Source organism: Vibrio quintilis, from assembly GCF_024529975.1.
Classification (GTDB): domain Bacteria; phylum Pseudomonadota; class Gammaproteobacteria; order Enterobacterales; family Vibrionaceae; genus Vibrio; species Vibrio quintilis.
Window position 1 is genome coordinate 182011 of sequence record NZ_AP024898.1, and the last position, 14012, is coordinate 196022.

General features: G+C 53.2%; 1 protein-coding gene. It reads left to right on the forward strand.

What is annotated here, in order from left to right; genetic code table 11:
- Nucleotides 1-1140 precede the first annotated feature (1140 nt).
- Nucleotides 1141-14010: a non-ribosomal peptide synthetase gene (locus OC443_RS19550; RefSeq protein ID WP_262021779.1), complete on the forward strand. Its 12870-nt coding sequence runs from the start codon at nucleotides 1141-1143 to the stop codon at nucleotides 14008-14010.
- Nucleotides 14011-14012 lie beyond the last annotated feature (2 nt).

Consider the following 14012-nt stretch of genomic DNA (forward strand, 5'->3'; position numbering starts at 1 on the left):
AATGAACCTGAACATTTTTTAAATAATATGAATAACTGTTTTCAATCTGATGACACAGCATATTATTGTTATTTATCCTGAGATAAATTGCTTATTTTGTGATGTGAATTAACAATAAAAACCTTGTCTATATTTATTGTACTTTATGCTGTAAAATCAATTTTTATCGATTGAAGTCATGACTAAAATATATGGGCTTATGTAGAATATCGCTATGATATATAATCGGATAAATTCAGTAGTGGAATAATGTATTGTATACATATCATAAACTTTGCTTTTGTTCTGTATTAGAAAATAATCATTTCCACATCTTTTCGTCCTTATCATACCAGCCTGCTGATGGTGGCTATAACTCAACTCTGGTTAATTTAACTGATTGTACTCTTATCATTAACGACTCAGGCCGAATGAAGTACAAGAAACAAGTATTGTATTTCCCTGATTCAGAGGTAATCTTGTGTCAGGGTAATGTTAATATTAAGTTAACTATTAATATTTGGGTTGTGAAATGTAGCACGGACCTTATATCTGTGAATAAATTAAATTGGCAGAATTGCTTTACATTGATTTACATTCAAATTGTTAATTTATATCTGTTCCATCAAACCCTGTTTTTTTTTAATACGTATTATTTTATATCCTATTGATTTTTAATGATTATTCTTATTTGTTTGTCGATGATTATCCGTGTGTTTTTCCTCAAAAATAGCGCATGGATTATTAGATGATCATATCAATATAGATGCGGTTTTTAGAGTAAATACTCCATATTTTTTTGCATTATTAATATGATTATAATTCTATTTGCATGATATTTAAGGCTTAAGTTAAGTGATCTTATTGTCATTTGTAGTTTTATTAATTTAATCTAATTGTTACTTGATTCTCATCGATTTATTGATGTATTTTGGAATTGGCTTTCATTGAAATTATAAAAAATAAGTTATGAATAGGTGGTATTTTTTATTTAGGGCTTAAATTTAAATTCTCATATCTTTATTAATATTTGGTAGGTAATAAATCATTTTTTGTTGTGATTATATTTCATCATCTGCGATTTTGTCCGGATGTATGCGGTATTTGTACGCGTAAAAAACGTGGTAATAAAAATAAAATTAAAATTAAGTTGGTGCTGCTATGAATAAAGAAAATAAAAACTCCTGTGAGAATCAGGATATTCCCCCATCCATTATTTTTCCGTTATCAACACCTCAGCAGGGTATTTGGTTTGCTCACCATGTCACACCGGATGCCGCCGGTAAAGTCTTGAAGGTTGCCGGGTTTGCCAGTCTACAGGGAAAGATTCAGCCGGAGCTGATGGAAGCGGCTGCAAGGCAGGCTATCCACGAAGCTGAAACGCTCAGGATCAGCGCATTTTATGATGAAGGGAAATTGTATCAAAGTGTGGAATCGTTCCCGGACTGGCATTTTTCCCTGATTGATTTGACGGAGGAAGATGACCCCGATAGGGCAGCCAGGCGATGGCTGAAATCACGCGCTGACTTCCCGCTTCCTCTTGAACAAAAACAACCGCTGTTTGATATCGCGCTTCTGAAATCCGGAAAATCCCGGTTTTATTTATATTGCAGTACCCACCACATTGCCGCTGACGGATACGGCTTCATGCTGTTTAATACCCGGCTGGCGGAAATCTATTCTTCACTGGTTGCCGGTGAGCCCGCATCACCCGGTGACATTCTCGGTGTTGCCGCTCAGGTTGAAGCCGAACAAGCCTACCGAAACTCATCTTCTTTTCTGCGGGATAAGGAATACTGGCTGGCACAGATGAGCCAGAACTATCATGCGGTCAGCATGGCTTCTGTTCCGGTTTCGGCCTGTACCGATGTTTTATCTGAGCAGCTCCGGATTCAGCCGGAGACGTATAACCGACTGCAAACTATTGCCAGAAAGCATGACAGCCAGTTATCGACCCTGCTGATTGCACTCACTTCGGTTTACCTCCATTTAATGACCGGCGAAACCTCGCTGCTGACCGGTTTTATTCACAGCGGCCGGATGAGCCGGGCTTTGCGCCGGACCACCGGGTTGCTGGCGAATGTATTGCCGCTCGGCATCCATGTCAGCCCGGACATGCCACTGGAAGCCCTGCTTGAACAGGTCAGGCTTCAGGTCAACGCAACCTCCCGGCGCTCCCGTTTCCCGGCAGAAGACCTGCGGCAGATGTGCGGGCAAAACAGTACGGATGACCGCTGGTTTTCGACCATCATCAACTATATTCCGTCCGGCTACCGGCTCAACTATGGTGATGTGTCATCGGCAATTACCTATACTGCAATCGGCCCGGTGGATGACTTTTCATTTAACATCTACGACTGGGGACCGGAGCTGGGATTCAACCTGATTTTTAATGCCAATTCCGCGTTGTACCAGCAGGAAGAATTACAACGCCATATCCGCCGTTTCCACCATTTCTTAACCCGGATTTCCTGCTCAGAAAATCCTTTCCCCTGTCAGACAAATATCTTATCCGCAGAAGAACATGCACAGATCATGACCCGGTTTCAGGGGATATCGCTCGATTACCCGCGAACTCAGTGTATTCATCATCTGTTTGAACAGCAGGCAATGTGTCGCTCTGATGCGACTGCGGTGGTGAGCCATGATTGTTCACTGACTTATGGCGAGCTGAATGCCAGAGCGAATCAGCTGGCACATGGGTTAATTGAAAAAGGGGTTCAGCCTGGCCGTTGTGTGGCAATTGCTGTGGAAAGAAGCTGTGACATGGTGGTTGCGATGCTGGCGACTCTGAAAGCCGGGGCTGCTTATGTGCCGCTGGATCCGGTTTTTCCTGCGCAACGTCTGCAGTATATGGTGGCAGACAGTCAGCCGGCAGTCCTGATTTCCGATAGCTCGATGGTGCTTGAAGATACCATCGGATCACATCTGACCGGGCTGGATATCATCGACCTGAAACAAGACCGGCAGTGGTTCAGTCAACTGCCGGAAACTAACCCGGGCGTACCGGCACTGAATGCAGAGCAGCTGGCTTACGTGATTTATACTTCCGGCTCAACCGGTAAGCCCAAGGGCGTGATGGTGCCGCACCGCTCTGTGATGAACTTTCTTCTCAGCCAGCAACAGCAAAATGATGTCACCCAGGATACCCGTTTACTGGCCGTCACCACGATTTCATTTGATATCCATGTGCTGGAAATTTATCTGCCGCTGATCTGTGGCGGCGAACTTCACCTGGCCGGTAAAAACCTGAGCCGTGACGGCGATGCGCTGGGACAGTATCTGATTGCACATAACATTACGCTGTTTCAGGCGACTCCGGCGACCTGGAAGTTATTGCTGGCGTCTTCATGGCATGGTTCCCGGAAACTGACCGGGCTGATTGGCGGTGAATCGTTTTCAAAAGGACTGGCAGACACCATTCTGAGCCGGGTGGGCAGGTTGCGTAATATGTACGGGCCAACTGAAACGACCGTCTGGTCAGCGACATGGGATATCCGTGAAACGGATCCGTGTGTGTTGATCGGACATCCGGTTGCCAATACCCGGATTTATCTGCTGGATGCACAACGCAAACTGGTGCCTGTCGGGGCGGTCGGGGAAATTTATATCGCAGGAGATGGGGTGACTCATGGGTATCTCAATCGTCAGGATTTAACCGAAGCGGCTTTCGTGGATGACCCGTTTTCCACCCAATCCGGTGCGCTGATGTACCGGACCGGCGATTTGGCGCGTCAGCATGCCAACGGTGCGATAGAGTGTCTGGGCCGGTGCGATTTTCAGGTCAAAATCCGTGGATACCGGATTGAACCGGGTGAAATTGAATCGCTGTTACTGGCCTGTGAAGGGATTGATGATGCGGTGGTCAGTGCGGCAGATATCCGGGGAGGCGAGCCGGTATTAGTGGCTTACCTCATCACCCGTACCGGGATCGGTACCAATGATCTGAAAACACAGTTGCGTGCGCGGTTACCGGATTACATGGTTCCGGTTGCGTATGTTGCGATGGAGGCGTTTCCGCTGACCCCGAACGGTAAAGTAGATCGTAAAGCCTTACCAGCGCCGGATATATCTGCACTGTCCCGCAACGGGTATGAAGCCCCGCAGGAAGGCACTGAAGCCCGGCTGGCTGAAATCTGGCAACACTTGTTTGATATAGAACAGATTGGCCGGCATGATCACTTCTTTGAGTTAGGCGGTCATTCATTGCTGGCAATGCAGCTGATTGCCAGAATCCGGGACGAATTCAGTCAGGAACCGGCGCTGGCGACGATTTTTGCTCAGCCGGTGTTATGTGACTTAGCCCGGGCACTTGCCGTCGCACCTGCGAAGCGACCTGCTCCGGACATTGTGCCGTATCAGTCTGATGTGCCACCGCCGTTATCGATGGCGCAGCAACGTTTATGGCTGCTGTCCCGTTTTCACCCCGAAGCAACGGCTGCTTACAACATGGTCGGCAGTATGTTGCTTGATGGTCCGCTGGATATTCCGGCACTCCGGCGGGCACTTGATCATATCGTCAAACGTCACCATGTGCTGCGTAGTTATATTGAAGTCCGGGATGGTGAGCCGGTACTGCAGACCGGACCGCAAACACAGGGGATGAAACTGTCTGTGATCGACGGCGATTGCGATGTGCATGCCGGATTTCCGCCAGCATTTGATTTATCGGCCGGCCCGTTGATTCAGGCGCAACTGATCCGGCTGGATGAACAAACCCACCGGTTACGGCTCGCTATGCATCACATGATTTCGGATGGCTGGTCCGTCGGCATTCTTATCCGGGAAGTCAGTCAGCTTTATACAGCGTTTGTTCAGGCACAGCCCGATCCATTACCGGCGCTGCCGGTTCAGTATGGCGATTATGCGGCCTGGCAGCGGGAATATCTGCAGGGAGAGATGTTGCAGGAGCAGCAGCAATTCTGGACTGAGCAGTTACAGGGAATTCCGGATTGTCTGACGTTGCCCGCAGACCGGCCACGGCCCCAAAATCAGCAGTTTGCCGGTGCTAATGTCACCCGGTTGCTGGATGAATCATTGACTTCGGCGCTGCATCAACTGAGTTATCAGAACCGCTGTACTTTATTTATGACTCTGATGTCAGGCTGGGCGGCCCTGATGGGACGGCTGGCAGGTCAGGATGATGTGGTGATCGGCACGCCGGTTGCCGGCCGGACACATACCGCACTGGAATCGCTGATCGGCATGTTTGTGAATACTCAGGCCATTCGGGTTGGTTTGTCAGACACAATGACCACGGCCGGTTTACTGGCGCAGGTGAAAGCAACGGTGCTGACTGCACAGGAATATCAGGATCTGCCATTTGAGCAGGTTGTTGAAGCGGTTTCTCCGACCCGAAGCCTGTCTCATTCACCGGTTTTTCAGGTGATGCTTGGATTGCAGAATCTGCCGGAAACAGATATTAATGTGCCGGGGCTGGTCTGCTCCGACGTTGAAACCGAAGTGATGACGGCCCAGTTTGATCTGAACCTGCAGCTGCATGAAACCGGCAACACGCTCATTGCTACCCTGAATTATTCAACGGCATTATTTGATGAAGCAACGGTGCAGCGCTATCTGGACTACTGGCAACAATTGCTGACAGCCATGACGGCGACACCGGAAGTGCCACTCAGCCAGCTGCCAATTCTTGATGATGCAGAATACCGGCAGGTGACAGACGAATTTAATCAGACACAAACCACCTTCCCGAATGAACAACTGCCGGAAAATATCTGTGTGCATCAGCTGTTCGAACAGACGGTTATCCGCCAGCCAGAGGCAACGGCGGTGGTGTGTGAACAGCAGACACTGACTTTCCGCGAGCTCAATCAGCAAGCCAATCAGCTGGCACGCTGGCTGGTGACTCAGGGTGTCTGTCCCGACAGCCGCGTTGCCGTATCGCTGGAGCGTAGTTGTGATCTGGTGGTCGCGCTGATGGCGACGTTGAAAGCGGGCGGTGCTTATGTACCACTTGATCCGGGATATCCGCAGGAGCGTCTGGCGTATATGCTGGCCGACAGCCAGCCGGTGGTGATTCTGACCACAGCTGAACTGCAGACCCGTTTGGGTGAGATTCCTGAGCAAACCGTTGTGGCTGATATGGCCGCGATCCGTCCGTGGACGACTGAAGCGACGGATAATCTCAACCTGGACGGACTGAATCACCGTCATCTGGCTTATATGATTTATACCTCCGGCTCCACCGGCAATCCGAAAGGTGTGATGAACGAGCACCGGGGCGTGGTTAACCGCCTGAACTGGATGAAAGATGATTACGGTTTCAGCCCGGACGATGTGGTGTTACAGAAAACCCCGTTCAGTTTTGATGTTTCGGTATGGGAATTCTTCTGTTCGCTGTGGGCCGGTTCAACCCTGGTGATGGCAAAACCGGAAGGACACAAAGATCCGCTGTATCTGAAAGCACTGATTGAACAGCAGCAGGTCTCGATTCTTCACTTTGTGCCACCGATGCTGCAAACCTTCCTCGAAGTGATTTCCACTGACGACTGTCAGAGTCTGAGGCTGGTGTTCTGTAGCGGAGAAGCCCTGCCGGCAGCTGTGGTGAGAAAAGCCGCACAGCGTATGCCACTGGCTGAGCTGCACAATTTATATGGTCCGACGGAAGCGGCGGTCGATGTCACCGCGTGGGCTTGTCCGAAAGATCTTGAAGGTGACCGGATGTCGATTGGTGCACCGGTTGCTAATACCCGGATGTACGTTCTTGATACGCAGGGTCAGCCGGTGCCGGTTGGTGTCTCTGGTGAATTGTACATCGGTGGTGTTCAGGTGGCGCGCGGATACTTTAACCGCGAAGCACTGACGGCAGAGAAATTCCTGGCGGATCCATTTTCGCACGAACCGAATGCCCGGATGTACCGTACCGGGGATGTGGGGCGCTGGCTGGCAGACGGTACGATTGAATATCAGGGCCGGAACGATGATCAGGTCAAAATCCGTGGCTTCCGGGTTGAGCTGGGCGAAATCGGCTCAGCACTACAGGATTGTGAAGGTGTGCATGAAGCCGTGGTGATTGCCAGCGGACAGGGTGCGGACAAGCGGCTGGTGGGTTATTACACCCAAAGCAATCCGGCGCAGCCGGTTGCGCTTGAAGCGATAAAAGCTTCACTGGCCGTTCGTTTGCCGGATTATATGGTCCCTGCGGCCTATGTCATGCTGGAGAAGTTGCCGCTGACACCGAACGGAAAAGTCAACCGCAGGGCTTTGCCTGAGCCGGATGACACGGCATTGATCCACCATAGTTATGAAGCGCCACGAGGCGAAGCCGAGCAGTGTCTTGCTGCGATCTGGCAATCCTTGCTGCATGTGGAACAAGTCGGGCGCCACGATAATTTCTTTGAGCTGGGGGGCCATTCTTTGATGGCTGTATTGCTGATTGAACGCCTGCGTCAGCAGGGTTGGCATCTCGCTATCCGTGAGTTGTTTCAGCAAACCAGTCTGGCCGCTCTGGCATCTGTCCTCACGACCGGGCAATCATCTCAGGCGGTTGCGGTGCCACCGAATCTGATTCCGGCGGACTGCCGGGAGATTACGCCGGAGATGTTACCACTGGTTACACTGACACCGGCTGAGATTGAGACCATTTCCGCGACTGTTGAGGGAGGCGGTGCCAATATTCAGGATATCTATCCGCTGGCACCGTTGCAGGAAGGGATTCTGTTTCATCATCTGATGCAGCAACAGGGCGATCCGTATGTCACCCGGTTTATTCAGGCATTTGATCAGGAAGCGGATGTCGATGCCTTTGTTGCGGCATTGCAGCATGTGGTTTCCCGGCACGATATTTTACGTACCGCCGTGGTGTGGGATGGGCTGGAAACACCGGTACAGGTGGTCTGGCGCCAGGCCCCGGTGCGACTGTCACGTCTGGACATTGCTCAGAGTGACGATGTCCTCAGTGCCTTGCAGGCGCACTTCGATCCGGCTCAGACCCGGATGGATGTACAGCGGGCACCGATGATTGAAGCGTATAAAGTCGCTGATCCGCAACAGGATCGCTGGCTGCTGTGCTTCTTACTGCATCACTTGTGTAATGACCACACCACGATGGAACTGCTGGCGGAAGAAGTCATGCTGCATCTGTCTGGCCGGGCGGATGAATTACCGGTGCCATTGCCGTTCCGTAATTTTGTGGCACAGACAACCTCAGCGGTGAACCGGGACAGTCACCAGGCATATTTTCAGGCTTTACTGGCGGATCGTGCTGAACCGTGTGTCGCGTTTGGTGTCGCTGAACGCGATGCTGATCAGCCCATTCAGACCACGCTGCTGAATCTGGATGATCAACTCGCGCAACGGCTGCGTGAACTGGCCCGTCAGCGCCGGATGAGTGTGGCTGCCATTGTCCATCTGGCATGGGCGCTGGTGGTGCGGGTTGCAACCGGACAGGAAGATGTTGTTTTCGGCACCGTTTTGTTTGGCCGGATGGCGGGCGGAGAAGGTGCTGACCGCGCGCTGGGGATGTTCCTCAATACGCTGCCGCTACGCTTGTCTCCCGGTATATTCACGGCGGATGAAGCATTGCATCAGGCACAGCAACGACTGGCAGAGCTGCTTGACCATGAACATGCGTCACTGGCACAGGCTCAGCAGTGCAGCAGCGTCAGCCGGAAGGCGACATTATTCAATTCGATTGTCAACTACCGTTATCAGGGCGGCAACCAGCAACAGCCTGATGATACCGGTACAGACGCATTGCGTCACACTGTGGTTTATGTGGAAGAAAATACCAATTATCCGCTGACCCTGACCATAAACGATATTGTGGGCGGCGGCTTCTCTGCGGAAGTACAGGCCGATGCGCGCATTGGTTCGGCCCGCGTGGCTGACATGTTCAGCCACGCGTTGAATCAGTTAACCGGTGCGCTGGAACACACCACAGAGACGCCGTTACAACAACTGGCTATTCTGCCGGACAGTGAACGGCATCAGGTGATTTCCGGCTTTAACCAGACCCAAACGCCATTCCCGGACAACCAGTGTATTCATCAGCTGTTTGAACAGACAGTGGCCGCGCAGCCACACGCGACAGCCGTGGTGAGTGAGCAGCAGTCGCTGACCTATCATCAGCTGAATCAGCAGGCCAATCAGCTGGCCCGCTGGCTGGTGAGTCAGGGTGTCTGTCCCGACAGCCGGGTTGCGGTGTCGCTGGAGCGAAGCTGTGATTTGGTGGTGGCGCTGATGGCGACACTCAAAGCCGGTGGTGCGTATGTGCCGCTCGACCCCGGTTATCCGCAGGAGCGGTTAGCCTGTATGCTGGCAGACAGCCAGCCGGTGGTGGTGCTCACCACGGCAGAGCTGCAATCGCGGCTGGGTGAGATGCCGGAAAGTACCACGGTGGTGGATATGACGGCTGACCGTCCGTGGACGGCTCTGGAAACACACAACCTGAACCGGGATGATCTGAATCACCGTCATCTGGCGTATATCATTTACACCTCCGGCTCGACCGGTCACCCGAAAGGCGTAATGAACGAGCATCGCGGTGTGGTTAACCGCCTGAGCTGGATGAAAGACGACTATGGCTTTGGCCCAACGGATGTGGTATTGCAGAAAACCCCGTTCAGTTTTGATGTGTCGGTGTGGGAATTCTTCTGTAGCCTGTGGGCCGGTGCAACGCTGGTGATGGCGAAGCCGGAAGGTCACAAAGACCCGCTGTATCTGAAAACGCTGATTGAGCAGCGTCAGGTGACGATTCTGCACTTTGTACCGCCGATGCTGCAAACCTTCCTTGAGGGGATTGAAGCGGGTGACTGCGACAGTCTGCGGCTGGTGTTCTGTAGTGGCGAAGCGCTGCCGGCAGCGGCGGTGAGAAAAACCACGCAGCGGCTGCCAAATGTGGCGCTGCATAATTTATACGGTCCGACGGAAGCGGCGGTGGATGTAACGGCCTGGGCCTGTCCGCACAATCTTGAAGGCGACCGGATGTCAATCGGTGCGCCGGTTGCCAATACCCGGATGTATGTGCTGGATGGGCAGGGTCAGCCGGTGCCGGTGGGTGTGCCGGGTGAGCTGTACATCGGTGGTGTGCAGGTGGCCCGCGGCTATCTCAACCGCCCTGAGCTGACCGCAGAAAAATTTGTTGCGGATCCGTTTGCAAAAGAAGCCTGTTTTGAAGGGACAGGCACTGCTCTCTCTGACAGGGCACGCATTGAAAGGACAGGCGCCACTATGTACCGCACCGGTGATGTGGGTTGCTGGCTGCCGGATGGGACGATTGACTATCAGGGGCGGAACGATGATCAAGTGAAAATCCGGGGTTTCCGGGTCGAGCTGGGTGAAATCAGCTCGGCGTTGCAGGATTGCAGCGGTGTACAGGAAGCGGTGGTGATAGCCCGTGGTGATGGCGCAGACAAACAGCTGGTGGGGTATTATACCTATGCACATGGCACCGGAGCGCCCGTTGCTCTGGCGTCAGTGAAAGCAGACCTGTCAGCCCGGCTGCCGGAGTATATGGTGCCGTCGGCATACGTGGTGCTGGAGAGTCTGCCGCTGACACCAAACGGCAAAGTCAACCGCAAAGCCCTGCCGGAGCCGGATGAAAGTGCCTTAATCCGCCATGCATATGAAGCGCCGCAGGGAGAAACCGAACAGACACTGGCCGCAATCTGGCAGCAGTTGCTGGGTGTGGCGCAGGTTGGCCGTCACGATAACTTCTTTGAACTGGGCGGCCATTCGCTGCTGGCAGTGCAGCTGGTTTCCCGTGTGCGTCCGGCGCTGGGTGCGGAATTGCCGTTAACAACACTGTTTGCCCGACCGGTGCTGTCTGAACTGGCACATGTACTCTCCGGTGAGGCGGAAAACAGCCAGCCTGCGATGATGTTACCTGAGATTACACCGCTGGCGGAGGGGGCAACACCGCCGTTATCACTGGCCCAGCAGCGTCTGTGGTTCCTGTCGCAAATGGAGCCATCGGCCACAGCGGCTTACGTGATTCAGGGCGGGGTGCGCTTGATCGGACAACTGGACATTGATGCGCTGCAACGGGCACTGAATCAGATGATGACCCGTCACGCACCGCTGCGGACCCGTTTTATTGAACGGAACGGCGCGCCGGTGCAGATGATTGATGATGTACATGCCGGATTCCCGCTGACCTGGCTCGAAGGTGAAGCGATTTCAGACGAGCTGGCTCCTTTCTGCCCGGAATTTAATCTGGCAACCGGTCCGCTGGTGAAAGGACAGCTGATTCATATCCGTGAGGATGAACACTGGCTGCGACTGGCAATGCATCACATCATTACGGATGGCTGGTCAATGGGGATCTTTACCCGCGAGTTGTCTGAACTGTATGCCGCATTCAGTCAGGGGCAGGCCGATCCACTATCGCCGCTGGCGATAGAATATGGCGACTACGCTGCCTGGCAGCAGGCACATATGCAGGGTGAGGTGCTACAGCGCCAGCAACAATACTGGGTTGAGCAGCTCAAAGATACGCCGGCGTGCCTGACCCTGCCAACTGACCGGCCGCGTCCGGCATTTCAGGACTACCGTGGCGCAAGTCTCGGTATTGAACTGGATAAAGTGCTGACTACCCGGCTGAAAACCTTCAGCCAGCGTCATGGCTGTACGCTCTACATGACACTGCTGACAGGCTGGGCAACGCTGATGCATCGTCTGTCTGGTCAGGAAGAGGTGGTGATTGGCTCACCGGTGGCCGGGCGGACCCGTGCAGAACTGGAAGGGCTGATTGGTATGTTTGTCAATACACAGGCTATCCGGGTTGATCTGTCTCAGCAACCGGATACGGCGACACTGATGGAACAGATCAGAGTCACCGCACTGCAGGCGCAGTCTCATCAGGATCTGCCGTTTGAGCAGGTCGTGGAAGCCGTTTCACCTGTCCGTAGCCTCAGTTACAGCCCGGTTTTTCAGGTGATGTTCAGTCTGCAGAATATGCCGCAGGAAACCCGGCATCTCAACGGTTTATCTCTGTCCCCGTTGCAGGAGACCATGACCACGGCGCAGTTTGATCTCAGCCTGATTTTGCGTGAAGCCAACGGGCGGATCGAAGGCTTTCTCAACTATGCGACCGCACTGTTTGATGAAGCGACGGTACAACGCTACCTCGGTTACTGGGTGGCTGTGTTAGAAGGCATGGTGGCTGAACCGGCCTTACCGGCCGGACAACTGCCGCTGCTGTCGGAAGCGGAGCGCGACACCCTGACGGAATCATTTAACCAGACACAAAGTGATTATCAGCGTCACCTCTGTGTGCATCAGCGTTTTGAACAGCTGGCGGCGGCGCATCCTCAGGCGATTGCCGTGATTGATGGTGAACGTCAGTATGACTACGACACGCTGAACCGGATGGCGAACCGCCTTGCCGGTCACCTGCGTGCCAAAGGCGTACAGGCCGGGCAGTTTGTCGCGATTTGTCTGGAACGCTCAGCAGAACTGATGATTGCTGAACTGGCGATTCTCAAATGTGGTGCGGTTTATGTGCCTCTGGATACGCACGTACCGGCTGAACGGCTGCACTATATTCTGGCGGACTGTGCCGCGAAGCTGATTCTGGTTCACGAAAACGCAGCGATACAGCATGCGCCATTACTTCAGTCATTGCATCAGACCGGGGCGGAGATGCTCGCGGTCACACAGGCTGTGCTGCATGCAGGTGACGGAGCAAATACACCCGCTGCGGTTGACAGCGAATCTGCGGCTTATGTCATGTATACCTCCGGTTCGACCGGGCAGCCAAAAGGCGTGGTCGTGCCGCACCGGGCGATCAATCGTCTGGTGATTGAATGCGGCTATGCTGATTTCCGGCCAACTGACCGGGTTGCGCTGGCAGCGAACCCGGCATTTGATGCCACGACGATGGAAATCTGGGCACCGCTGCTCAATGGTGGTGCTGTGGTGGTCATCGATCAGGCGACACTGCTTGACCCGGCATTGTTTGCGGTCGCGCTGACACAACATGAAGTGAGTATTTTATGGCTGACCGTTGGCCTGTTTAACCAGTATGCAGACGCACTGGGTGAAACACTGAAACAGCTGCGCTATCTGATGGTCGGCGGTGATGTACTTGACCCGGCGGTGATCCGGCAGGTGCTTCGTGATTATGCGCCGCAGCATTTACTCAATGGCTATGGCCCGACGGAGAGTACGACCTTTGCCCTGACTCACCATATCGATTCACTGGCGGATGAGGCGACCAGTGTGCCGGTCGGCCGGCCAACCGGCAATACCCGTGTATACATCCTTGACCCACACGGACAACCCGCACCAATCGGGGTGACCGGTGAACTGTTTATTGCCGGTGACGGACTGGCTTTGGGTTATCTCAACCAGCCTGAGCAGACGCAGGCCCGTTTCGTTACCGACCCATTCTCTGAGAATCCGCAGGCCCGGATGTACCAGACCGGTGATCTCGGCTTCTGGCGGGAAGATGGGGTGATCGAATTTGTCGGAAGGAATGATTTTCAGGTCAAGATCCGTGGTTTCCGGATTGAGCTGGGCGAAATTGAAGCCTGTATCCGGGAAGTTGACGGTGTCGGACAGGTGGCTGTGCTGGCCCCGCACATGCCGGACGGTTCCCGGTTGCTGGCGGCTTATTATGTCGGCAGTGCCGGTGCACAAGAGCTGCGGGCGCATGTGGCAGGCGCACTGCCGGACTGGATGGTGCCGTCAGCATGGATGCCGCTGGCTTCTTTCCCGCTGACTCCGAACGGTAAAGTTGATCGCAAAGCGTTACCGGAACCTGATGAGGCGGCGGTGATCCGTCAGCAATATGAAGCACCACAAGGTGAACTGGAAGAAGTGATTGCAGAGATTTGGCAGGAACTGCTGGGAGTGGCACAGATAGGACGCCATGACAATTTCTTTGAACTGGGCGGACATTCTCTGCTGGCGGCACAACTGGGTTCTCAGATTCGCAATGAGCTGGAACTTGAAGTGCCTCTGACGGAGTTGTTCTCTCATCCGACATTAACCGCATTCAGCAAGCGGGTGGCTTATATCGGACTTGCTGAGTTTGACGTCAGTGATTTGATGGATTTGGCAGAATAAAA

Excerpts from the sequence above, each read along its gene's own strand:
- OC443_RS19550 (WP_262021779.1), top strand. The coding sequence starts at position 1,141 with ATGAATAAAGAAAATAAAAACTCCTGTGAGAATCAGGATATTCCCCCA.